Here is a 22,584-nt window from a genome sequence, read left to right as displayed (position 1 = left end):
TACCACACCTTTCAAATTTTCTATTTTTTGAGAAGCGCTGCTATTTGTGGCCATTTTAAAGAGGCGCTTTGCTTGCTGGCGACTAGCCTCAGAGAGACATCTCTGACTTCTTGAAGAATAACAAGCTTATTGGCCTGTAAAGTATTTCCCGTCTGTACGATATCTAGAATGCAGTCTGCCATACCCAATGCTGGAGCAAGTTCTATTGATCCATGAAGATGAATAATCTCTACCTGAACTCCCAGTGAGGAAAAGTGATCGTCTGCAATTCTAGGGTATTTTGTCGCTACTTTTGTCCACATCAATTCCGAGGGGTGTCCTGCAAAAGCAAGAACCATACGTTCTGGCCCGGCAACCACAATGCGACATTTTCCACGTCCTGTATCCGCGAGCTCTACAAGATCTATGGCGCTTTCTTGAAGAACGTCACTCCCTATGAGAGCTAAATCAGCTACTCCATGGCTGACATAAAGTGGTACGTCTGAAGGTTTGGCCAGAATATAGCGATAGTTATTTTCTTGTACAACAAGTTTTCGACCGGCATTACGTAATTCTTTTGTTGGAAGCCCTATATTTTCGAACAGATCGATGGCTTCTTTCATTACACGACCTGTTGGAAGTGCAAGAGTTAACATGTATATTCCTCCCTCATCCATTGAGAAAGCGGCATGACTTTCCCGCATTCAATTTGCGTAACGGTTTCACGTCCTAAATCTATCCACCATTCGCAGTTTCGAGATGAGGCAGATTCGTACGATTGGTTTCTGTTCTTGTTCCAACTCATTTCTCCGTTTAATCCGAGAGAAAGAATGGTCCCAGCGCGTCTAAGCGCTTGCTCTGGGGGCAGAGTAGAACACCACATCATAACGCGATGGGACCCAGAAGGAGGAAGTGCAAGAGTCGCGGCTTCCTCGAGATCTATAGCAAAACCTATAGCTTGTCCATCTAATCCATAACTATTGAGAAGGCCGTCATATCGCCCTCCACCGCCAATTTCCTGTCCAGATGTACCAGAGGCATAAATACGAAATACAGGGCCGCTGTAGTAACTTAGCTCTCGTGCCAAACTCAAATCTACGAAAATGCGTTTTTCATATCCCAAGTCAGAAAGGGCTTTCACAATATTTCTTAATGGCATGAGATATTGAGAAGATCCCAAAAGAGCAGAGGCTTGCTCAAGTACATTTTTTGTCCCCTTCAGGTCAGGGAGGTGCTCTAAAATATTCCGACTGTACTCTGGAATATCAGACGTTGAGAGCACATTTCTATATTCGGAAAGATTCCCTTCGAGCAAAGATCGAGACAAACGTTCAGCTATAGCTGTCCCTACGTGGGCCAGGGCGTAATTCAGAAAAGTTACATCGCCTATGACTAAAATACTTTTATCAAGGCCTATTTCGTCTAACCAGCGTAAAAGAAGCCATAGGATTTCAATGTCAGCACCTTCTCCCTCCCAGCCTAGAAGTTCTGCACCTATCTGAAAGTTTTCAATGCGATTTTCGTGTTTTTCAGCACGTTTGAATATCCTATCTGCATAACAGAGTCTCAATGGCTGCTGTTCTGGAGCGTAATGAGAAGCAAGGAAAGCTACAGCTGCCAGCGTTATATCTGCTCTCAAACAGGAAGGCTCTCCGTATGGTGTGGTAAGTGCAATAAGCCGTTGTCTATACCCTTCAGGAAGGTGAGGCCAGGCAGATTCAAGAAGTTGTAGCGCGGAAGGCCAAAAAGGTCGGTATCCAAAGGAAGAAAAAAGTTCCATGAAATTGGTACGACATTTATCCATAGAGGCAGCCAGAGGGCCACCTACGTTTGTACATCCTCGTGGTAAGCGATTTATATTCATAATTTATTCCTCCGTAAAGCCATGGAAAGACTGTGTGCTTTGAGCCCTTCCGTTTCAGCTAGAGTGATTCCGTCTTCAGAAAGGGAACTGGCTCCTATACTATTAAGAGTGAGGGACGTAAGGGGACGTAGAAAAGTTCCTGTCCAGAGTCCTCCACTAAACCGTGCTCGCCCCTGAGTGGGAAGAGTGTGGTTTGTTCCTCCTATATAGTCACCGAATGGAACGGGTGACATATTCCCTACAAAAGCGGCTCCATAGGCTGTGCATAGATTCAAAATATTTTCTCCGCTTCGAAGGCAAAGTTGAAGATGTTCTGGCGCTCGTCTGTTGCTTTCCTGTATAGCTTCGTCAAGAGAGCAGATAGCTAGTGTTCCGTTATTTTTCCAGGCTTGCTTGATTGTTTCAGCAGTGTCAAGAGTTTTAAAGAGAGCTTCTAATTCCCAAAGCGTCTTCAGAGCTGTTTCTTCATCTGTACAGAGAAGAGTGCTTGCAGCCATAGGGTCATGTTCTGACTGAGCGGCAATATCGGCTGCCAACCACAAAGGATTAGCAGTTTCATCAGCTATAATGAGCACTTCACTAGGTCCGGCAAGCCCATCGATACCAACTTCGCCTGAGAGTAGCCGTTTTGCTTCTGTTACGTAGGCATTCCCTGGTCCGACAATCATGTCAACTTTCTTTACAGGGCCTGCTCCAAGGGCCATGGCCGCTATTCCGTGTGCACCCCCAAGGGCCCATACTTCAGAAACGCCAAGAAGAGAAGCCGTTGCGGCAATGATAGGAGAGATACTTCCTTCTTTTGTTGGAGGAGAGAGAAGAACAATTTCTGAAACTCCCGCTTCTTGAGCAGGAACGACTCCCATTACTGCTGTGCTTGGCAATGGGTATCGTCCAGCAGGTACATAAACTGCCGCTCGTTCAACAGGAATAAAACGAAGTGCGGCTGTAACGCCGTTTTCTATAGGACATGCAAAAGGCTGAAAGAGTTTCTTCTGATAGCTGTGAAATGTTCTAACATTTCGTATGGATCGTTCAAGAGCTTTTCGAGTTGAAGATGTAAGTCTTTTTTCTGCTTCATAGAGCTCTTCATTGGAAATTTGAAAAGAGCCGCTAAACTTATCAAGTGAAAGAGCATATTTTTTTACTGCTTCCCAACCTTCCTGACGAATGTCTTTAATAATTTGGGAAACCGTATTCTGAACTTCCACCGAGCTTTCTTTGTAGAAAGAACTTGCTTCTTTTATAAATTTCATACCCCTCATCCTTTATCATGGTAAATTATTAGAGCGATAGTAAATTTAGATGGCATGATATCATGATATTTTGAAAGTGTAAAGTCTCGACATGGAAATAAAATAGGGATACAATTTAGTCACTTTATGAAAGGAATATGAGATATGGCTAAAAAAGAGATGGTTCGTTATGTTTGTTCTAATTGTGGAAATGTTAGCCTGACTTGGAATGGCCGTTGTTCTGCGTGTAATATGTGGGGAACGTACGAAAAAGAAGAAATAGATGATTTAGGGCAAAAAAAAGAAAATTCTGATGTGGTAGCAGTTAATATTATAGACGTAAATCCACCCCAACGTTTAACTTCTGGCATAACAGAGCTGGATCGGGTGCTGGGTGGAGGTTGGGTTACTGGCGGAGTTGTCCTTTTGGGAGGGCAACCTGGCATTGGAAAATCTACGTTGCTTTTGCAGGTATGTGGGGCGATGTCGTCAAAAGGAAAACGTATCCTTTATATATCAGGAGAAGAATCGGCATCTCAGGTTGCGCTGCGTGCAAAGCGCCTCAATGCTTTGAAAAATAATATTGATCTCTTTTGTGATACCGATCTTGATGCCGCATTGCACCACGTAGATGGGCATGACTTTGTAGTTCTTGATAGTGTTCAGGCAATGAAGTCTTCAGACGAGGATGGCTGGCCGGGAACACCTTCACAGGTGCGTGCCGTTGCCCAAAGATGTATAGACAGCGCTAAAAAAACAGGTATTCCCTTTGTCTTAGTGGGGCACATTACTAAAGAAGGTCGTATTGCCGGTCCCATGCTTTTAGAGCATATGGTCGATGCAGTGTTACTTTTTTCGGGGGAAGATGTGTCAGCATACAGAATGATTCGCGGAACGAAGAATCGTTATGGCAATACCGATGAATTAGGCATATTCGAGATGACTGAAAAGGGGCTCATTGCTGTTGATGATCCGAGCGGACTCTATTGGAATAAAGCAGATGCTTCTGTTCCTGGAGTTGCCGTTACAGTAATTACAGAAGGTTCTGTTTCTCTAATGGCTGAAATACAGGGCCTTGCTAACGTTACAACCTTTCCATACCCCAAACGGACGTCCAGAGGCATTGATGTCAATAAGGTACATCTTCTTTCTGCTGTTCTAGAAAAAAGAGGAAAAGTTGCATGTGCCATGTTTGATATTTATATGAATGTTACGGGTGGATTGGTTATAAAAGACCCAGGTGCTGATTTGGCCATTGCTATTGCTCTTGCTTCTTCTGTTCGGGATTTTTCTTTGCCTTCTGACTGTTGCTTTCTAGGTGAGGTCGGTCTTGCTGGGGAAATCCGTCCGGTTGGTCGTGTTGGGGCGAGACTTCGAGAGGCAGGGCGGTTAGGTTTCAAAAAAGCTGTTATTAGTGCTCAGCAGAAGGGTGAATTCCCAAAGGAGGTAGAAATTTGCCGAGTAAGCAGTTTACATGAAGCTCTTCGGGAGGTGATGCCATGAATATAAGAAAAGCTGTGATGGCGCTGTTCTTGATCGGTCTGTTGACTTTTTGTCCTTGGCAACAGGCCACAGCGGCATCAAATGTTATCGTTTCCCCTCTGGAAGGAAGCGTCGGAATCACTATGGAAGAGTACATGGGGCGCATTATAGAGGAAGCTTCACAAGAAAAAGCAGAACTTGTTGTTTTTACCTTAGATACGCCTGGTGGTCTTGTTTCGTCTATGCGAGCCATGACGTCATCTTTGCTTGATGCTCCTGTTCCTGTTGTTATTTGGGTCGCGCCAGAGGGGGCAAGAGCGGCGTCGGCGGGAGCGTTTATACTCCAAGCAGCACATGTTGCGGTGATGGCGCCTGGAACAAATGTAGGTGCGGCTCACCCCGTTGTTGCGTCTGGAAAAGATGTTCCAGACGAAGAAATGAAACGTAAAATTACCAACGATTTAGCGGCCCACATGCGCTCTTTAGCTCAAGTACGGGGGCGAAATGCTGTTATTGTTGAAAAGATGGTGACAGAAAGCCTTTCTCTTACTGCTCAAGAAGCTCTTAAAGAGAACGTGATAGATTTATTAGCGACTAATATTGGTGAAATAACCGAACAGTTAGATGGCAAAAAAGTTATGATTCAGGGGAAGGAGAAAACCCTTTCTCTCAAGGCATATAGAGTTGTTAATGTCGAAATGGAGCCTCGGGAAAAGATGCTTCAGTTTTTATCTGATCCCAATGTTGCGTATCTTTTGCTCACAGCAGGGATATTTGCTATAGTTCTTGAAGTTTTGTCCCCAGGAGGCTTCGTTCTTGGAACATCAGGGGCTGTAATGGTTCTTATGGGAGCTTATGGACTTAGAATGTTACCTTTCAATTGGGCTGGTCTCATCCTTTTATTGGCAGGCATTGTTGTCATAATTGTCGATTTGCTTATTGGAGGATTGGGAATACTAAGCTTCTTTGGCATGGCTGCTCTCATTACAGGAGGGTTGATTCTTTTCCGTGCCCCGGGGGGTGAGCTCTTGAACGTCTCGAAAAGTGTTATTATCGGTATGACCGTTGCTTTTTCTCTCTTTTTCATTATTGCTGTTATTTTTATATGGAAATCTATGAAAAAACAAGTCCATTCTGGACAGGAGGGCTTAGTAGGTTATAAGGCACAAGTACTAGAATCTCTCCAGCCTGAAGGGCTTGTCAAGTGCCACGGCGAATTATGGAAAGCACAATCTGTAACGGGAGAGACATTGCTGCCAGGTACGTCTGTACGAGTTGTTCGTGTGGAAGGGCTGGTTCTTGTCGTAGAAAAGGAGAACGGAGAAGTAGGGGTTGAAGAAGGAGGGAGGAGTTAGTTATGTTTGATGGTCTTCTGTATTTCTTATTTAACTTGGGAAGTTCCTTTGGATTTTTACTGATTCTGATTTTGATCCTGATGTCAGCGATCAAAATTGTTCCTGAATATCAGCGCGTTGTTGTCTTTCGTCTTGGGCGTCTCGCGGGAGCTAAAGGGCCGGGGCTTGTCATCGTTATTCCCGTTATTGATCGTATTATCCGGGTGGATTTACGAATAGTAACCCTCGATGTTCCTGTTCAGGAAGTTATTACTCGAGATAATGTTCCCATTAAAGTGAACGCTGTGGTTTATTTCAGAGTTATGGATCCGACGCATTCTATTGTTGAAGTTGAAAATTATATGTTGGCTACAAGTCAGCTTTCGCAAACGACTTTACGTTCAGTTATAGGAGCGGCAGAATTAGATGAAGTCCTTTCTTCCAGAGAAAAGATCAATAGTGAGCTTCAAAAAATTATTGACGAAAGAACAGATTCATGGGGTATAAAAGTAAGTGCCGTTGAAGTTAAAGAACTTGAATTGCCCGAGGGTATGAAGCGAGCAATGGCCAAACAGGCAGAAGCTGAGAGAGAGCGGCGAGCTAAAATCATAAACGCAGAAGGAGAACTTCAGGCTGCTCAGACTCTGAGCGAAGCTGCAAAGCAAATGGAAGTTTCACCAATTACTCTTCAGCTTCGATATTTGCAGACATTAAAAGAGATAGCAAGTGAAAAGAATTCTACGACCTTTTTCCCTCTACCAATGGATCTTATTAAACCGTTTATAAGACGTTTTGAGAAAGGGGAAAACCGTTAGAATACTTTGCACATTTAAGATATGAGGGATATAATTCCTTGATATGATTTTAGAGGTATTTGGTGCGAGGAGGCAGATGCATGGCTTACGATTTTCATTCTATTGAACAAAAATGGCAGAAAGTGTGGGAGGAAGAAAGCACTTTCAAAGTAAAGGCAGATTCTTCGAAAAAGAAGTTTTACTGCCTTGAGATGTTCCCGTACCCCAGTGGGGCTCTTCATATGGGGCATCTCCGAAACTATTCCATTGGCGATATGATGGCACGGTTCCTATGGATGAATGGCTATAACGTTCTTCATCCGATGGGGTTTGACGCCTTTGGCCTCCCTGCAGAAAATGCGGCTCTGAAATATGGAGTTCAGCCAAGTGAGTGGACCCATAAGAATATAGAGCATATGACAGATCAGTTGAAGAGAATGGGGTGCAGTTATGATTGGGATAGACGGGTTGCAACGTGTGACCCTGATTATTATCGCTGGACCCAATGGATCTTCTTGCAGTTTTTTAAAAAAGGATTAGCCTATCGTAAGAAGGCACCTGTAAACTGGTGTGAGAGTTGCAATACGGTTCTGGCAAACGAGCAGGTAAATAGTGAGGGCCGATGCTGGCGGTGTAATTCCCCTGTAGTGAAAAAGAAACTTGAACAGTGGTTCTTCCGTATTACAGATTATGCTCAAGAGCTTCTTGATGATCTAGAGCAGCTTCCTGGATGGCCAGAGCGAGTACGTATAATGCAGAAAAACTGGATAGGACGTTCTGAAGGAGCTCGCTTAACTTTTAACGCAAAAGAACTTGGAGAAGAAATTGAAACCTTTACAACTCGTTTCGATACTATTTTTGGCGTTACTTTCTTAGCACTGGCGCCTGAGCATCCTCTCGTAGACGTTATTTTGGAAAAAGCTTCAAATAAAGAGGAATTAGATACTTTTGTAAAAGAATGTATCAGCCAGAGTGAAATAGACCGTACGGCAGTTGGTGGTGCAAAGAACGGTATTTTTACCGGATTCTACGCAACGAATCCGGTAAATGGCCGTGATGTGCCTATATGGATAGCAAACTATATCCTTATGGATTACGGTACAGGTGCAATCATGGGCGTTCCTGCCCACGATGAGCGGGACTTTGAGTTTGCGAGAAAATATGACATCCCTGTTGATGTTGTTATTCAGCCTTCAGAAGGCGAGAAACTTGATGGCAAAACAATGAAGGTTGCTTTTGTCGATAACGGTGTTTCTTGTAACTCAGGGCAGTTTGATGGCCTTTCAACAGAAGAAGCCATTGTAAAAATGCTTGATTGGGGAGAAGAAAAGGGATTTTGCAAACGAGAAATTAATTATCGTCTTCGTGACTGGCTTATTTCTCGTCAACGCTATTGGGGGGCTCCTATCCCCGTCGTCTATTGTGATCATTGCGGAATCGTTCCAGTTCCTGAAAAAGATCTTCCCGTTATCTTGCCGACTGATCTTGCCGTTAAAAAAGGAGGACAGTCGCCACTCGTTGATGATGAGGAATGGATTAATACAACATGTCCTATTTGTGGGGGACACGCTCGACGTGAAGTTGACACTATGGATACCTTCATTTGTTCTTCGTGGTATCAGTTCCGTTATACAGATTCCCATAACGAAGAGAAGGCTTTCGAGCCAGAATTGGCGAATTACTGGATGCCAGTTGATCAATACATTGGTGGCATTGAACATGCCTGTATGCATCTTATCTATTCTCGTTTCTTTACAAAAGTTCTTTCGGATCTTGGACTGTGTAAAGCAAGAGAACCTTTTGCCAACCTTTTAACACAAGGTATGGTTATAAAAGATGGAGCTAAGATGTCTAAATCGTTGGGTAATGTGGTGGATCCTGACGAAATAATACAGAAATATGGTGCCGATACTGCGAGGCTCTTCATTCTTTTTGCTGCACCTCCTGGAAATGATTTGGAGTGGTCAGAACAAGGAGTTGAAGGTGTTCATCGTTTCTTGAACAGAGTCTGGCGTTATGTTGAAGAGAATATTGAATCCCTTAAAGGGGCCCCTACTGAACGTGTAGCTATGGATAGTCTGACTCAGCAAGATCGACGTGATTTTAAACGAAAAATTCATACGACAATTGTTGATGTAACGAGGGATATCCACGAAGAAAAGCAGTTCAACACGGCAGTTGCCCGTTTGATGGAGCTTTTAAATACTACTTATTCCTGCTCTCCAGAGGATGAGAAGGATTGGGCTCTTCTTCGCGAAAGTGTGGAGACGATGCTTATTTGCCTCAATCCTTTCTGTCCCCACATGACTGAAGAGCTTTGGCAGATGCTGGGGAATAAAACACAGCTAGCATGGAGTTCCTGGCCTGTTGCTGACGAGAGTGCTCTTGTTCTTGATTCAGTGACTATAGTTGTTCAGGTTAATGGAAAAGTCCGCCATAAAATAGACTTGCCGGCTGGGCTTCCAAAAGATGAATTAAAAGAGAAAGCTTTAAGTGAGGCTGCTGTTCAAAAGTGGATTGAAGGAAAAGAGATTGTTAAAGTTATAGTTGTTCCAGATAGACTTGTTAATGTGGTGGTGAAGGGCTAGTGCCCCGAATTGTGATTATAAGCGCCTCTGAGGTCTCTCAGAGGCGCCTTCTTTCAGATACGCTACGAAAATACGAACACTTAGGATATGTGCTTTCAGGACGAAAAGAAGGTAGTTCTTGGCAGGAAGTTTTAGCTTTAGGCCAGAACCGTGGTCTTTTCGATGATAAACAAATGCTTCTTGTGGAAAATGCTGAAGATCTGGGAGTATTGCCAGAAAATATGCTTTCTTTAATCGACACAGAGGAAGAAAATTTTCTTGTAATGCTTGTTTATGATGGGTCTCCTTCCAAATATATTCCTAAAGAAATTCTTCGACATCTTGATATTTATAAAGCTGAAGAAATTCCCTTTTGGACTTCTGCTCGATTGCGTTGGCTGCTTGATTTTTGTCGAGATAAAAAAATTGATATAGATAGAGAAGCTGCGGCATTACTCGTCGATTGGATTGAAGATGGGGAAGAATTGAGAAGCGAAGTGGAAAAAATAGCTGTTTTTTCCAGAAATAAAAGAATAACTACTGATGTAGTGAAAGCTCTTTCCTTTGACGAAGGACGTAATTCTATGTTACGTTTTCTTGATGGCCTTTGTCAGGCAGACAGAAAGGAAATTATTACTCTCCTTCCTCATTTGCAGCAAGATGTCCCTTTTTTGCAATTAGTTACAGCTGTATATAATCGCTTAAAACCAGTTTTATACAAGTATTTTTTCCCGACGCTTTCAGAAAGAGAAATTTTAACGATGTTAAAAGTAAGAAGTTATGCCGGGAAAATGGCAGCAGAGGCAATTAAACATTATGATCGTCATCATCTTTGCTCTTTTATTATAGAGTTGGCAGGACTTTCTTATGGAGAGAAGACAGGAATGGGAACAGGCTGGGTTGGGTTTGAGGCAATGATCTTCCGACTTTTAGATAGCGATAAAAGACAATAAAAAAAGCTGAGTTTCGGATTTCTATCCTGGCTCAGCTAAAAATTCTTGATTTTTTATGGGTGGAAGCCTCTATTCTTCGCTGCTTTCAACAACAGCTCCCGTTAGGGTTTTCACCTTATTTGTCAGAAGCGACTTACGGCGGGCTCCAGTATTGCGATGCATAACACCCTTGACAATGGCTTTATCAATAACACTCTGAGCAACCTGAAGTCGTTTTTCAGCCAGCTCAGTATCCTGACTGTTGACAGCTTCGAGAACTCTCTTAACAGCCGTTTTGCAGCGGCTTGTCCAGTAACGGTTGTAGAGACGATTCTTTTCGCTGGTTCTCATTCTTCTTTCAGCAGACTTCTTATTAGGCATTTCCTTCACCTCCTCCCCATAAAACGCACCACATTTTAACATGCTCTTTGATATATTAGCAATAGAGTTATGCTTTTGCCATAGAGAAGAGGTTGTCAAATGAATGTAAACGAACATCCAATGAATCGAATATTTGCTCCAAATGGAATTCTGGAAAAAACTTTTGATACGTATGAATATAGAGAGCCTCAACTTCTTTTAGCACAAAAGGTGTGGGATTCCTTAGAGAGAGAAGAACGAACTGTTTTTGTAGCGGAAGCTCCTACCGGGGTAGGAAAAACCTTTGCTCTTCTAGCTCCTGCCATGAAATGGGCCCTCGCACAAGATAAAAAAATTCTTTTTCTTACAGCAGGAATTACTCTTCAAGAACAATTGATACGGAAAGACTTACCACGTCTCAATGATATTCTGGGGTATAACGCATCTTTTGGATTACTTAAGGGAAGAAGCAATTATGTTTGTTTGAGAAGAGCTGTGGAGCTTGAGCAAGATGGCTTTTTGTCTTTTGGTGATGGTGGCGCAGCTTCAATGTACCTTTCAGATTGGTTGAAAACGACGCAGACGGGAGATCTTTCAGAATTGAAGCTTCCTGCCGATTTCCCAATCTTTCCTCGAGTCGCAGCTCAGATCCATGGTTGTTTGGGACATCGATGCCCGTACAGAGAGAGGTGCTTTATTCAAAAGGCGTTAAAGAAGGCTCAAGACTGGGATATTATTGTTTCAAATTATCATATGTACTTTGCTTATGTAATGAATGGTAAAAAAACTTTCCCTGTTCCCTTTGACGTTATGATTTGTGATGAAGCTCATCGAATGGTAGATGCTGCACGGTCTATAGCCTCAGTCAGGGTGTCATGGGAGGATCTTACACGCCTTCTCAGAAGTAAGGGGGCAGCTAACGCTGAATCTTTTTTATTATCGAGAGACGAAGAAGCAGGAACATTGAGAGATGAACTATCAGGAGCACAAAAAGAGGGGAGTATACTTTTTGAGTTTCTACAAACTTCAACTCCAGACGGTACTCTGATTAAAAAGAGAAATGAAGAGTTGTTTCGTCAAGGAATGCTTGTCTCTTCTCATATAGAAAAGGCTTTAAAACTTTTAGAAGAGACTGAAGAGCTTAAAGAGGAAACACCCTATGGAATTGAGGAAAGCCGTTTGGCTTTAGCCCTTGCTTGGATAGAGGAACTTCGTCTTTATTCCCTTTCTCTTCAGTGGTGTTTGTCGGTAGAATATTTTCCAGAATGGGCATATTGGCGTGATGGAAACACCTTGGTAAGTGAGCCGACATTATGTTCCGATAGCGTATCTGAGAGTCTTTTTTCGCAAGAGCCCGAAAAGGTTTTTGCTGTTTCTGCTACAATGACAGTAGGAAAATCCTTTGATTTTTGGGTGAGAGAAACAGGAATTCTACCTACTGAAACCTGCATTTTGGAATCTCCTTTTGATCTTGCTCGTCAGATGAATATTCTTGTTATTGATCTTGGCCTTAAGGTTATAGAAGAGGGTTACGATGATAGGGTTTGTAAGGTCGTGGAGAAACTTTGTGATGAAAATGGGGGCAGATCTCTTATCCTGTTAAGTTCAATGCGCCTTGTTCGGAAGGTAGGCCATTGGCTAAAACAGAAAAAGCATGATTATGAGGTGTACGTTCAGAATGATTTGCCCCGTACAGAACTTCTTGAACGGTTTCGATCTGATATATCAAGCGTTCTTGTTGGAAGCGTTTCATTCCGTGAAGGTGTAGATATTCCTGGAGAAGGGCTTACTCAGGTTATTATTGATCGTATACCATTCCCACATCCTAAAGACCCTATTATTCAAGCAAGAAATGAATTAGAGGGAAGAAAAGCTTTTATAAAAGTGACATTGCCACAAGCGAGAATGTATTTACGTCAAGCGGTTGGACGCCTTATCAGAACGAGCAGTGATCGTGGTCGGGCCATAATTCTCGATGGAAGAATTATAGACAGGCAGGATTGGAAAATTCATCGGGACTTACCTCCTGTTTCTATTCAACGTTTGACAGTCAAGATCAATTCTGTTGCTCATGAGAAAACGGTGTGATATAGTATCAAGGCTGATCGGTTTCCGGTCTCTAACTATGAATATGTTACTTTGTTTCTGGGAGGTGTAGTCGTGGATAAAGGTACTTTTCAGCCCCATAATAGACCGCGAAAGAGAAAAATGGGATATCTCTCCCGTTCCAGTTCTCCTAGTGGATTGAGAATTCTTCGCAACCGGAGACGCAAGGGTCGTAAGCGTTTGACTGTATAGCCTTGAAGCTTAGTTATTCGCGCTCTGTGCGGCTCAAGAAGGGTTGGGAATATGATCATGTTTTCCGCACCGGCAGTCGCTTCAAAGGCGAGCTGGTGCGGTTGCTGTTTGTAAACGCTCCTGACGGAAAAACAAGAATAGGTCTTGCTGTGGGAAAACGTCAGGGCCCTGCTTCAGTCCGCAATAGAGGTCGCCGTGTTTTGAAAGAAAGCATTCGCCGTCTGCTACCGTGGATAAAAGGATCATGGTGGTGTGTCTTTTCTCTCCGTACGTCTGGACTGGAGGCAAATGCGCATGAAGTGTATGATGATATGGTGAAAATATTAGGTCATGTAGGTTTGCTGGATGAGTCATGGCCAGATAACCCTTGGAAGTAGTAGAAGAATAGAAGTGACGAGTTGATGAAAATATCAGCACAGATTGCAGTGTGTGCTATTAAGTTTTATCAGAAATGGATTTCTCCAATGTTGGGGAAGAATTGCCGTTTTTATCCCACATGTTCTCAATATACCCTTGAAGCTATAGAAGAATATGGGGCATTAACGGGGATTCGACTTGGAGTAATTCGTATTTTGAAGTGTGGGCCGTGGCATCCTGGAGGATACGATCCGGTTCCAAAAAAGTATAATTCTGATTGAGGATGGTGAATAGTGTGGGAACTCTCTGGAAAGCAGCAGGGGATTTTATGCTTCTTATCCTTGAAACTCTTCATAATTTAACGGGATCATGGGGTATTGCAATTATATTATTGACTTTGGCGGTCAGGATACTATTGCATCCTCTAACACACAAACAAATGGTGAGTATGCAGAAAATGCAAAAACTCCAGCCCCGAATGAAGATGTTGCAAGAGAAGTATAAAGATGATAAAGAATCATTGAATAGAGAAATAATGAATTTGTATAAAGAGAATAAAGTAAACCCTGCCGCAGGATGTTTACCTCTTCTTGTACAGTTACCTATCCTTATTCTTTTGTTTAGACTGCTAATGAATTATAATTTTGGCAGCATTCCTTTTCTTGGATTTATTAGTCTCGAGGGGTCAGTGCTTTCTACGTTGGCCCAAGCCGTTGCCCTTCCGGAAACGGCAAAGATTGGCGTAATGTCTGTCTTGTCTGGAGTTCTTGCCAATCCTTCCGGGTTAGTTCATTTTACAGTTTACGGTGGTAACTTTTTACTTCTCATTGTTGTCGGTTTCCTTACATGGGCACAGCAGCAGATGAGTTCTTCGGGGAACCCTCAAATGGCAATGATGAGTTGGTTTATGCCCCTTTTCCTTACGTTTATATGTCTTAGCTTGCCCGGCGGAGTTTTGTTATATTGGGGAGTTTCGTCTTTCCTAGGTGTAGCTCAGCAGTGGTGGATTACGAAAAAAACCAGCGAGGAAATGCAAGAAAAGCCAGTGTTGCACAAAACTAAACCTACAGGGAAAGAATAGAAAATTCAAGGGCATCCCAGACAGGCAGTGTGTCGAAGGGGGATTATATATGACTGAGCAAGACAAAATGATTTTGGAAGTCGGCTCTGTAGATGAAGCAAAAAGGCTGGCAGCAGCTAAATTAGGGCTACATCCAGAGGATTTTCTTGTAAAAATTATTGAAGAAGAGAAAAGTTTTTTTGGTCTTCTTGGAAAAAAATTGCGTGTTGAAGTATGGCCGGAATTTCCTTTGTTAGTGTTGAAAGGGCAGGAGTTGGCCAGAAATCTGATTCAGCATATGGGACTTTCTGTAACAGTCCAAAGTGGTGACGATGATTTTCTGAATCTTTCTGGCGATGATGCTGGTATCGTTATCGGGAAATATGGAGAAACCTTAAAGGCCATGGAGTATCTTATTAATCTTATGTTGCGAGAAGAGAGTCGAGAGGGTCGCGTTAAACTTGATAGTGATGGCTATCGTCAAAGACGAGAAGCAAGCCTTCAGCGACTTGCTCTTGCAGCTGCCAGAAAGGTAGAAAAAAGGGGACGGCCTGCATATCTTGAGCCAATGTCGAGTTGGGAGCGTCGTATCATTCATTTAACATTAAAGGATTATAACAACGTAACAACTCGTTCAGTGGGAGAAGAACCCTCCCGTAAAGTAGTTGTTTGTCCTGTTGCATCGTCGAGGAACAGACGGCATTAAGTAGTATGTATCCAATTCTTTTTTCTATATATAAAATAACGGTCCACAGTTATTATGTACTGTGGACCGTTGCGTTAGTTACAGCTTTTCTTTGGACGCAGAAAAGAGCTGTCAATCAATATGGTGTAGAATCATCTAAGATGCATGTTCTATTGTTTGTTGTTGCTATAGGTATCGTTATAGGAGCATGTGTCGGTATGATCGTTCATGTAGGCCCAACAGTTATTCGTAACGATTCTCTTCGTGTTTTTCGATTTTGGGAGGGGGGTATGTCGTCTTTTTATAGCTTTTTTGGCGGCAGTTTTTTTGCTCTCGCGTATATATTCTTTTTTAAATTATCATTATGGCGTGTTGCTGAGTCTGCATCTCTCCCTTCAGCAGCATTGATTGCCATAGGCCGATGGGGCTGTTTTATGAACGGATGTTGCGCTGGAATAGAGACCACTCTTCCATGGGGTACTCGTTTTCCCATAGATCCGCAGCAACTGACTCGTCACCCAACCCAACTTTATTATTCTTTTGGGGCTCTTCTTATTTTAATTATGTTGCAAGAAGTGGAAAAAAGAATAGGTAGAGGCGAAAGAAAATTACGAGTTGCTCTTCTTTGGCCGTTGTTTTTAATTCTTTTTGGTCTATTACGCATTCTTGTTGATCCTTTACGTATAGATTGGCTGCTTCTAGGGGAGGAAGCCTCCCATAGAGGAAGTTTGATTATGATTTTAGTTGGTAGTATATGGTTGGTAATCTCATATATAAACTTCCGAAGACTTTCTGATTAAGATTTCAGTAAAACAAACGATGTCCATTAACCGAAACTGAATAAAATAAAGGAGTACTGTAAACGGAGGTGAACTATATGAAAAATATACGAAACACAATTGCTTTTCTCGCTCTTGTTGCATTTGTTTTAGGAATGCTGGGAGCGCCTTCTTTTGCTCAAGATGTTTTTAGTGGAAATCCTGTAGCTGCAATAGCTAAAGACGCTTCCCCAGCTGTTGTTAATATTGATGTAGAGACAATGGTTACTCGTTCAGTTTCTCCATTTCCCGATGACCCCATTTTCAGACATTTCTTTGGAGAGGAATTTCAGCGTTTCTCTCGAACGATTCCTATGAAGGGGAGAGGTTCTGGTTTCATCGTTTCAGAAGAGGGGCAGATCCTAACCAATAATCATGTTGTCGAAGGTGCTGATAAAATTACAGTAACACTTTCTGATGGTCGAACTTTTTCTGCAAAAGTTCTTGGAACAGACCCTACTTTTGATTTAGCTGTTATAAAAATAGACGCAAATCATTTGCCTGTCTTAAAGCTTGGTGATTCGGATCGTTTGGATGTTGGTGAGTGGGTTGTAGCCATTGGTAACCCCTTTGGTTTGGAGCATACAGTAACAGTTGGTGTTATATCTGCAAAAAACAGGAGTATTCATGCTGGAGATGTTAACTTCGATGGTTTCTTGCAGACAGATGCCGCTATTAATCCAGGAAACAGTGGTGGACCTTTAATTAATCTTTCCGGTGAAGTTGTGGGTATTAACAGCGCCATTGTTCCGTACGCTCAGGGAATTGGCTTTGCAATCCCCATTAATATGGCTAAACAGGTAATGAACGATCTTGTAAAATATGGAAAAGTAAAACGAGGATGGCTTGGTGTGTATGTGCAGCCACTGACAAAAGAGTTTGCTTCGGCATATGGCATAAAGGAAGAAAAAGGAGCAGTAATTAGTGATGTTGTTCCTGATTCTCCTGCTGCTAAAGCTGGTTTACAGCGTGGCGATGTTATTGTTTCCGTTAACGGAAATAAAATAGAAAATCATCAGGATCTTGTCTTCAGAATTCGACAATCTATGGCAGGGGATGCAGTAACGTTGAACGTTATTCGTAAAGGGAAAAAAGAAGATTTCTCTGTAAAATTAACTGAGGTATCTTCTGCGATGGAAGAAGATATTGAAGGACAATCATCGAAAAACAGTGAAATGCTACGGAAGGCCGGACTTGAAGTTAGTAATGTAACTACTCAATTACGTTCGCGTTACAATTTGCAAAAAAATGATGGCGTAGTCGTTACATCAGTTGAGCCAGGTTCTTTTTCTGCTCGAGCAGGAATTCGAGAAGGAGATTTGATTCTTGAAGTTAATGGAACTAAAGTTGATAGCGTGAATCACCTCGAAAAAGTTTTAGGCAAAAAAGATGATTCCCTTGTTCTTCTTCTGGCTCGGGGTTCTAGAACTTTCTTTGTTTCTATGAGTTTCTAAAAATTAAAGAATAGCCGCCCCAAAAAGGGCGGCTATTCTTTTTATATTCTGTAAACATGTTAAAAGGTATCGTATTCAGAAAGTGCATTCGCATCAAGATTAAAAACTAAAGTAAAAGAAGTTCCTTTTCCCAATGTCGATTGAATATCCATTTCAGCTTCATGAAGTTCGGATATACGTTGAACGAGAGAGAGCCCCAACCCATAACCGCCTCCACTACGCGCAGTATCTGCTCGCCAGAAAAGATCGCGGCATTTTTGTATGGCATATTCGTCCATTCCCTGCCCAGTATCCCATACTCTTAAAAAGGCCTTTTGCTTTTTTATGTCACTCCATGTTTCTATACCTATTGTTCCGCCTTCTGGCGTATATTTACTCGCGTTATCCAGTAAATTAGATGCAACTCGAGTCAGTAATTCAAAGCTGCCGAAGACAGGAGCAAAAGAAAATTTTTTTTCGAGATGCTGATGTCGTGTCTTTTCTATTAACGCAAACATATTTTCACACGTTTCATCTGCTACCATGAGTAAATCAACCGGTTCCATCCATTCGGGCCCCGAAAACTTAGAAAAACGAGAGAGTTCGAGAATAGATTCCACTATTTGTTGCATGTTATCTATCTGAATCATAATTTGTTCAAGTCTCTCTTTATAATATGCGGGTTCGCGAGGTGACATAAGCATGATTTCGATTTTCCCCTTAATTACCGCAAGAGGTGTACGCAACTCGTGACTTGTATCTGCTGAAAGTTGCTTGAGCTGCGTAAGGGATTCTTCGAAACGAGCTAAAAGACTATTTAAAGAGTTTCTAAGTTCTATAAATTGAGGGTGATCTCCAAGATAGGGGATCACTATATGATCATTTTTTCTTTTCCTTTTTTGCAAAGTCTGACTGATTTTTCGTAAAGGGGTGTACATGCGAAGTTCAAGAAACCATAAAGCCACAAAAAATGAGAGAGCGCAACCCGCTATGATTCCGCAGAGGTAAATAAAAAAAGAAGATAAAGAAAATGAACAACTTAGTGTAGCAATAGAAAGAAGGGTAAAAAGTAAAACGGCAAAAAGGGACAATCTGAGCAGTTTCAGATTGCCCCTTTGTTGAGTCGAAACATTTGTTAAACGTAATTTGAAGGATTTTAAAAGTTTGTTAAATCGCAATGTTCGTCACTGACACCTCTAGGCATCACTTTTCTAGGCACAGTCTGGGCAACTTACTTTGTACCCGACTCCTCGCACTGTCACAACAATGGTGTCTAGTCCGTGCTCTCTCAGCTTATCTCTCAAATATTTAATATGGACGTCAACCACATTACTTGTACCGTCATATTCTTTTTGCCATACTTGAGAAATAATCTTCTCCCGAGTGAAAACCTGATTTTCATGTCTCATAAGCAATTCAAGAATGTCAAATTCACGTCTTCGTAAAGGCAGAACTACGTTATCGACTCGGCATTCCCTTGCAACTGGGTCTAAAATCATATCACCGCAGTGAAGAAGATTGTGCTGCTGATCAGAAGTTCTTCTTAACAACGTACGAACCCTTGCAAGAAGTTCTCTGAAGTCAAACGGTTTTACCAGAAAATCATCAGCCCCTTTATTGAGGCCTTCTACCTTGTCGTCCACGCTATCTTTCGCCGTGAGAATGATAATAGGAAGAGTCGCACCACTTGCTCGAAGTTTTTCCAAAACTTCGAGTCCACTTATTCCAGGAAGCATAAGATCTAAAATAATACACTCGCATTCTGGATTTTTCGCTTTTTCTAGACCTTCTTCTCCTGTATAAGCGCGTTCTACTGAATATCCATTCTCTGCAAAGCCCTCGGCGAGAACTTGGACAAGATCCTTGTTGTCTTCAACAATAAGTAAAGACATACCTATCCCCTCCCGCACCAAAATGTTTAGGTACTATTGTTAATTCTTTATTATTTAACCATATACTTGAACCCATGTCGAGTGCAGAATTAGATATTTCGTAAAATTGTGTAATTTTACTTACGGTAAAAATTGAAGAAAAAATTGTCATATAAACGACTCCATGGTACTATGTTCATGACCCATTACTAGGATATACACTAAGATGTATTTCTTGGTTTTCGGGATTTTACGCATATGAGGTGAACAGAATGCTCGAGAAAGAGACAAAACATCAGATTATTGAGGAATATCGTACCCATGCTGCAGATACAGGATCTCCCGAGGTTCAGATAGCAATGCTTACGGTGAGAATTCGAGAATTGACGGAGCATATGAAAGAGCACACAAAAGACTTCCACTCCAGAAGAGGACTTCTTAAAATGGTTGGAAGAAGACGTAAGCTTCTTCGTTACTTAAGAGAGAAAGACTTCAATAGATATAAAAACTTGATTGAACGTCTTGGACTTCGTCACTAATTTTAAGCAGACAAGTTTTTTCTTGAATTTATGTGCGGGGGCGGCTATTCGCTCTCGCACTTTTTTTGTGTGATGTGTTATTCTTATCCAGTACACTAAAGAAGAGGTTGAAAATTAGAGGAGGAACATTGTATGAAAAAAATGTTTTCAATTGAGATCGGAGGTCGAGAGATTACCTTCGAGACGGGGAATGTGGCTAAGCAAGCCAATGGCTCTATCGTAGCCAGATGTGGCGACACTGTTGTTTTGACAACAGCATGTATTTCCGACACTCCCCGTACAGGGATTGATTTTTTCCCTTTATTGGTAGATTTTGAAGAAAGATATTATTCTGCAGGAAAAATTCCTGGAGGTTTTATCAAAAGAGAAGGGCGCCCTACCGAAAATGCTATATTGAGTGCCCGTATGGTGGATCGTTCTATTCGTTCTCTTTTCGACGATGACTTACGTTATGACGTACATGTTGTTGCTACTGTCCTTTCTGTGGATCAGGTTAACCCCCCCAGTGTTCTTGCAATTAATGCAGCTTCTGCAGCCTTGATGCTCTCTGAAATTCCATGGGATGGACCTATTGGTGCTGTTCGTATCGGCTACATTAATGATCAGTTAGTTATTAATCCTCTTGAGGAGGATATGGTAAATTCCAAGCTAGATTTGCTTGTTTCTGGACATAAAGATGGAATTACTATGGTTGAGGCAGGGGCCAATGAAGTTTCAGAAGATCTGCTTGTTGATGCTCTTGATCTTGCTCATTCAGAAATAAAGAAAATTGTTGCCATGCAAGAGGAGATGCAGAGGGAGATAGGAAAGACAAAGATTGAAATCCCGGCTCCTGAAGTATTTGAAGAGATAGATGCATGGTTGCAGAGTGAGATGCAGCCTCATATTTCGGAGGCCGTTAATATTCACGCGAAGAAACCTCGGGCTGAAAAGGTCCGATTCGTTAAAACCACGGCAACAGAGCATTTTTCTGAAACATACCCTGACTCTGAATTGTATATTAGTGCTGCAGTGGATGAAATGGTCAAGAAGACAATGCGAGCTCTCATCCTGAATGATCGGCGCAGGGTCGATGGTCGTGCCATGAATGAGATTCGTCCCATTACATGCGACGTTGATGTATTGCCGCGAGTTCATGGATCTGCTCTTTTTACTCGAGGAGAAACGCAGGCTCTTGTCGTAGGAACTCTTGGTATGATGGGAGTTGACGATCAGATTCTTGATGGGTTAAAACAGGACGAGCCTAATAAACGGTTTATTCTTCACTATAACTTTCCTCCGTATTCTGTTGGAGAAGTTCGCCCCATGAGAGGACCTGGTCGTCGTGAAATTGGGCATGGAGCTTTGGCAGAAAGAGCGTTGCGTCCTATCATTCCCGAAGAAGTTGATTTTCCTTACGTTGTTCGTTTGGTTTCTGATATTTTGGAATCTAATGGTTCCAGTTCTCAGGCGTCCATTTGTGGAGGAAGCCTTGCCCTTATGAGTTCTGGCGTTCCTATAAAGAAACATGTAGCCGGAATTGCAATGGGACTTATTAAGGAAGATGACAAGGTAGAGATTCTCACAGATATTCAGGGACTTGAAGACCACTACGGAGATATGGACTTTAAAGTTGCTGGTACTAGAGAAGGTGTAACAGCTCTTCAGATGGACAATAAAGCGGGAGGAATTACGAGAGATATTTTGAAAAAAGCTCTTGAACAGGCTAAGGAAGGTCGCTTTAACATTCTCGATAAAATGGAGGCAGCAATAGCAGCTCCTTCTGAACTCTCTCCTTACGCTCCCCGCATTCATGTTACTCATGTTGATCCTGAAAAAATTCGAGATATTATCGGTCCTGGTGGCAAAGTCATACGGGGAATCACTCAGGAAACAGGCGTTAAAATTAATGTAGAAGATAGTGGCGAAGTGTACATTGCTGGAACCTCAAGCGAAGGTGTAAACAAAGCCTTGGCTATTATTAAAGGTTTAACTAAAGAGTTGGAGCCGGGCGAAATTTATCTCGGAAAGGTAACGCGGATTATGAATTTTGGTGCCTTTGTCGAGTGCTTGCCTGGAAAAGAAGGGCTATTACATGTAAGTGAAATCAGTCCTCATCGGGTAGGCAAGGTAGAGGATGTTTTCTCTGTTGGTGATTCTGTACTCGTTATGGTTAAAGAAATAGACGATATGGGGAGAACTAATTTGACTCGTAAGAAAATTTATGATCAAGAAGAACGAGCCATAGAAGAGGGGTTTGCATCTGCTCTCGAAGATGAGAAAAAAAGAGAAATTCTCATAGAAGCCAAAGCAGCAACTGCACCTCGTCCATCTGCAGGACCGCGTAGAGGTCCTCATGAAAGAAGCGATAGAGGTGGAGATAGAGATAGACGTCAGGGAGGCGGGCGCAGATGAAATCTGTTCCCGTTAAGGTAGTACGTAAGAATAGTAATGTTACATTGCCTGAATACGCTACTCCCGCTTCATCAGGAGTAGATCTTCGTGCTGCGGAATCCCTTATTCTGGAGCCTGGAGAGAGAGGAAGTGTGGGCACAGGCTTATCTATAGAACTGCCTGAAGGTTTTGAGGCCCAGATACGGCCTCGTAGCGGCCTTGCTCTCCGTTCGGGTATAACGTTACTGAACACGCCGGGTACCATAGATTCTGACTATCGCGGAGAAATACGAATCATTGTTATAAATTTGGGACAAGAACCTTTTGAAATAAAGCCAGGAGATCGAATTGCACAAATGGTCATAGCGCCTGTTGTTCAGCTTAAATGGGAAGAAAGCTCTTCTCTTTCTGATTCACAGCGTGGTGAAGGTGGTTTCGGTAGTACTGGTGTGAACTAGAAAGAGTTGACATTCTTTCTGATAGGTAGTATAAAATCGCCAATACAGGAAGTTGAATATAAGGCTATGAAGGGAAGAGTAGCTTTATCGTTGCTGGACAGAGAATAAAGGTCATTGGCTGAAAACCTTTTACAGCAGAGTAGAGTGA

The 22,584-nt window shown here is 42.2% G+C and carries 22 protein-coding genes; 16 read left to right on the top strand and 6 right to left on the bottom strand.

The genetic code is table 11. The annotated features are described in order from the left end of the window. Positions 1-20: 20 nt before the first annotated feature. From hisG to hisD, 3 genes are read right to left on the bottom strand one after another with little or no spacing between them, the layout of a single operon-like run. On the bottom strand, positions 21-635 hold the full coding sequence (gene hisG, locus RBH88_RS06780; protein ID WP_307879481.1) for an ATP phosphoribosyltransferase: 615 nt from the start codon (positions 633-635) through the stop codon (positions 21-23). Then, positions 629-1,843: an ATP phosphoribosyltransferase regulatory subunit gene (locus RBH88_RS06775; RefSeq protein ID WP_307879480.1), complete on the bottom strand. Its 1,215-nt coding sequence runs from the start codon at positions 1,841-1,843 to the stop codon at positions 629-631. The genes hisG and RBH88_RS06775 overlap by 7 nt, the downstream gene beginning before the upstream one ends. After that, positions 1,840-3,096 (bottom strand): histidinol dehydrogenase, encoded by a 1,257-nt coding sequence (hisD, locus tag RBH88_RS06770; protein WP_307879479.1) that lies wholly within the window; start codon positions 3,094-3,096, stop codon positions 1,840-1,842. The genes RBH88_RS06775 and hisD overlap by 4 nt, the downstream gene beginning before the upstream one ends. Positions 3,097-3,240: 144 nt before the next feature. On the opposite strand from hisD, the gene radA reads away from it, so the two are divergent. The 5 genes from radA (at position 3,241) to holA (ending at position 10,205) form a co-directional block, all read left to right on the top strand. Then, positions 3,241-4,578 carry a DNA repair protein RadA gene (gene radA, locus RBH88_RS06765; RefSeq protein WP_307879478.1) on the top strand — a complete coding sequence of 446 codons (1,338 nt, stop codon included), beginning with the start codon at positions 3,241-3,243 and terminating at the stop codon, positions 4,576-4,578. Next, a complete protein-coding gene (locus tag RBH88_RS06760) occupies positions 4,575-5,912 on the top strand; it encodes a nodulation protein NfeD (protein WP_307879477.1) in 1,338 nt (445 codons plus the stop codon). The genes radA and RBH88_RS06760 overlap by 4 nt, the downstream gene beginning before the upstream one ends. A 2-nt stretch (positions 5,913-5,914) precedes the next feature. Next, on the top strand, positions 5,915-6,706 hold the full coding sequence (locus tag RBH88_RS06755; protein ID WP_213701786.1) for a slipin family protein: 792 nt from the start codon (positions 5,915-5,917) through the stop codon (positions 6,704-6,706). Positions 6,707-6,786: 80 nt separating this feature from the next. After that, positions 6,787-9,273, top strand: coding sequence for a leucine--tRNA ligase (leuS, locus tag RBH88_RS06750; protein WP_307879476.1), 2,487 nt, complete (start codon positions 6,787-6,789; stop codon positions 9,271-9,273). Continuing rightward, positions 9,273-10,205, top strand: a complete 933-nt coding sequence (gene holA / locus RBH88_RS06745; protein ID WP_213689996.1) for a DNA polymerase III subunit delta — start codon at positions 9,273-9,275, stop codon at positions 10,203-10,205. The genes leuS and holA overlap by 1 nt, the downstream gene beginning before the upstream one ends. Before the next feature lie 69 nt (positions 10,206-10,274). Here holA and rpsT read toward each other — a convergent pair whose 3' ends face one another. Further along, positions 10,275-10,565 (bottom strand): 30S ribosomal protein S20, encoded by a 291-nt coding sequence (gene rpsT, locus RBH88_RS06740; RefSeq protein ID WP_213689995.1) that lies wholly within the window; start codon positions 10,563-10,565, stop codon positions 10,275-10,277. A gap of 99 nt (positions 10,566-10,664) precedes the next feature. Between rpsT and RBH88_RS06735 the strand changes: the two genes are divergently transcribed. The 8 genes from RBH88_RS06735 (at position 10,665) to RBH88_RS06700 (ending at position 17,216) form a co-directional block, all read left to right on the top strand. Further along, positions 10,665-12,632, top strand: a complete 1,968-nt coding sequence (locus RBH88_RS06735) for an ATP-dependent DNA helicase (protein ID WP_213689994.1) — start codon at positions 10,665-10,667, stop codon at positions 12,630-12,632. A 120-nt stretch (positions 12,633-12,752) separates the two neighbouring features. Beyond that, positions 12,753-12,842 carry a 50S ribosomal protein L34 gene (locus tag RBH88_RS06730; protein ID WP_374047606.1) on the top strand — a complete coding sequence of 30 codons (90 nt, stop codon included), beginning with the start codon at positions 12,753-12,755 and terminating at the stop codon, positions 12,840-12,842. Between the two features lie 26 nt (positions 12,843-12,868). Continuing rightward, positions 12,869-13,219, top strand: coding sequence for a ribonuclease P protein component (locus RBH88_RS06725; RefSeq protein WP_213689992.1), 351 nt, complete (start codon positions 12,869-12,871; stop codon positions 13,217-13,219). A 24-nt stretch (positions 13,220-13,243) separates the two neighbouring features. Then, the gene (yidD, locus tag RBH88_RS06720; protein WP_213689991.1) at positions 13,244-13,480 is read left to right on the top strand and encodes a membrane protein insertion efficiency factor YidD; all 237 of its coding nucleotides are present in this window, start codon (positions 13,244-13,246) and stop codon (positions 13,478-13,480) included. Between the two features lie 14 nt (positions 13,481-13,494). After that, on the top strand, positions 13,495-14,280 hold the full coding sequence (locus RBH88_RS06715; protein WP_213689990.1) for a YidC/Oxa1 family membrane protein insertase: 786 nt from the start codon (positions 13,495-13,497) through the stop codon (positions 14,278-14,280). Positions 14,281-14,329: 49 nt separating this feature from the next. Then, the gene (gene jag, locus RBH88_RS06710) at positions 14,330-14,965 is read left to right on the top strand and encodes an RNA-binding cell elongation regulator Jag/EloR (protein ID WP_213689989.1); all 636 of its coding nucleotides are present in this window, start codon (positions 14,330-14,332) and stop codon (positions 14,963-14,965) included. A 5-nt stretch (positions 14,966-14,970) separates the two neighbouring features. Next, on the top strand, positions 14,971-15,744 hold the full coding sequence (locus tag RBH88_RS06705; RefSeq protein ID WP_213695770.1) for a prolipoprotein diacylglyceryl transferase: 774 nt from the start codon (positions 14,971-14,973) through the stop codon (positions 15,742-15,744). A gap of 77 nt (positions 15,745-15,821) precedes the next feature. Then, a complete protein-coding gene (locus RBH88_RS06700) occupies positions 15,822-17,216 on the top strand; it encodes a DegQ family serine endoprotease (protein WP_307879475.1) in 1,395 nt (464 codons plus the stop codon). 59 nt (positions 17,217-17,275) lie between these two features. Here RBH88_RS06700 and RBH88_RS06695 read toward each other — a convergent pair whose 3' ends face one another. Together RBH88_RS06695 and RBH88_RS06690 are read right to left on the bottom strand one after the other, a co-directional pair. After that, the gene (locus tag RBH88_RS06695; RefSeq protein ID WP_213695769.1) at positions 17,276-18,373 is read right to left on the bottom strand and encodes a HAMP domain-containing sensor histidine kinase; all 1,098 of its coding nucleotides are present in this window, start codon (positions 18,371-18,373) and stop codon (positions 17,276-17,278) included. A gap of 33 nt (positions 18,374-18,406) precedes the next feature. Further along, the gene (locus RBH88_RS06690) at positions 18,407-19,087 is read right to left on the bottom strand and encodes a response regulator transcription factor (protein ID WP_213689985.1); all 681 of its coding nucleotides are present in this window, start codon (positions 19,085-19,087) and stop codon (positions 18,407-18,409) included. Positions 19,088-19,338: 251 nt separating this feature from the next. Here RBH88_RS06690 and rpsO point away from each other — a divergent pair, with 251 nt between their 5' ends. The 3 genes from rpsO (at position 19,339) to dut (ending at position 22,436) form a co-directional block, all read left to right on the top strand. Then, a complete protein-coding gene (gene rpsO / locus RBH88_RS06685; protein WP_213689984.1) occupies positions 19,339-19,605 on the top strand; it encodes a 30S ribosomal protein S15 in 267 nt (88 codons plus the stop codon). A gap of 132 nt (positions 19,606-19,737) precedes the next feature. Then, positions 19,738-21,999, top strand: a complete 2,262-nt coding sequence (locus tag RBH88_RS06680; protein WP_213689983.1) for a polyribonucleotide nucleotidyltransferase — start codon at positions 19,738-19,740, stop codon at positions 21,997-21,999. Further along, a complete protein-coding gene (dut, locus tag RBH88_RS06675; protein ID WP_213689982.1) occupies positions 21,996-22,436 on the top strand; it encodes a dUTP diphosphatase in 441 nt (146 codons plus the stop codon). The genes RBH88_RS06680 and dut overlap by 4 nt, the downstream gene beginning before the upstream one ends. Positions 22,437-22,584: the final 148 nt, after the last annotated feature.

This window comes from Aminobacterium sp. MB27-C1, assembly GCF_030908405.1.
Lineage (GTDB): Bacteria > Synergistota > Synergistia > Synergistales > Aminobacteriaceae > Aminobacterium.
The sequence above is the reverse complement of the archived record's forward strand: the minus strand, read 5'-3'. Positions and strand labels throughout refer to the sequence as shown.

Excerpts from the sequence above, each read along its gene's own strand:
- hisG (WP_307879481.1), bottom strand. The coding sequence starts at position 635 with ATGTTAACTCTTGCACTTCCAACAGGTCGTGTAATGAAAGAAGCCATC.
- RBH88_RS06775 (WP_307879480.1), bottom strand. The coding sequence starts at position 1,843 with ATGAATATAAATCGCTTACCACGAGGATGTACAAACGTAGGTGGCCCT.
- hisD (WP_307879479.1), bottom strand. The coding sequence starts at position 3,096 with ATGAAATTTATAAAAGAAGCAAGTTCTTTCTACAAAGAAAGCTCGGTG.
- radA (WP_307879478.1), top strand. The coding sequence starts at position 3,241 with ATGGCTAAAAAAGAGATGGTTCGTTATGTTTGTTCTAATTGTGGAAAT.
- RBH88_RS06760 (WP_307879477.1), top strand. The coding sequence starts at position 4,575 with ATGAATATAAGAAAAGCTGTGATGGCGCTGTTCTTGATCGGTCTGTTG.
- RBH88_RS06755 (WP_213701786.1), top strand. The coding sequence starts at position 5,915 with ATGTTTGATGGTCTTCTGTATTTCTTATTTAACTTGGGAAGTTCCTTT.
- leuS (WP_307879476.1), top strand. The coding sequence starts at position 6,787 with ATGGCTTACGATTTTCATTCTATTGAACAAAAATGGCAGAAAGTGTGG.
- rpsT (WP_213689995.1), bottom strand. The coding sequence starts at position 10,565 with ATGCCTAATAAGAAGTCTGCTGAAAGAAGAATGAGAACCAGCGAAAAG.
- RBH88_RS06735 (WP_213689994.1), top strand. The coding sequence starts at position 10,665 with ATGAATGTAAACGAACATCCAATGAATCGAATATTTGCTCCAAATGGA.
- RBH88_RS06730 (WP_374047606.1), top strand. The coding sequence starts at position 12,753 with ATGGGATATCTCTCCCGTTCCAGTTCTCCTAGTGGATTGAGAATTCTT.
- yidD (WP_213689991.1), top strand. The coding sequence starts at position 13,244 with ATGAAAATATCAGCACAGATTGCAGTGTGTGCTATTAAGTTTTATCAG.
- jag (WP_213689989.1), top strand. The coding sequence starts at position 14,330 with ATGACTGAGCAAGACAAAATGATTTTGGAAGTCGGCTCTGTAGATGAA.
- RBH88_RS06705 (WP_213695770.1), top strand. The coding sequence starts at position 14,971 with ATGTATCCAATTCTTTTTTCTATATATAAAATAACGGTCCACAGTTAT.
- RBH88_RS06700 (WP_307879475.1), top strand. The coding sequence starts at position 15,822 with ATGAAAAATATACGAAACACAATTGCTTTTCTCGCTCTTGTTGCATTT.
- RBH88_RS06690 (WP_213689985.1), bottom strand. The coding sequence starts at position 19,087 with ATGTCTTTACTTATTGTTGAAGACAACAAGGATCTTGTCCAAGTTCTC.
- rpsO (WP_213689984.1), top strand. The coding sequence starts at position 19,339 with ATGCTCGAGAAAGAGACAAAACATCAGATTATTGAGGAATATCGTACC.
- RBH88_RS06680 (WP_213689983.1), top strand. The coding sequence starts at position 19,738 with ATGAAAAAAATGTTTTCAATTGAGATCGGAGGTCGAGAGATTACCTTC.
- dut (WP_213689982.1), top strand. The coding sequence starts at position 21,996 with ATGAAATCTGTTCCCGTTAAGGTAGTACGTAAGAATAGTAATGTTACA.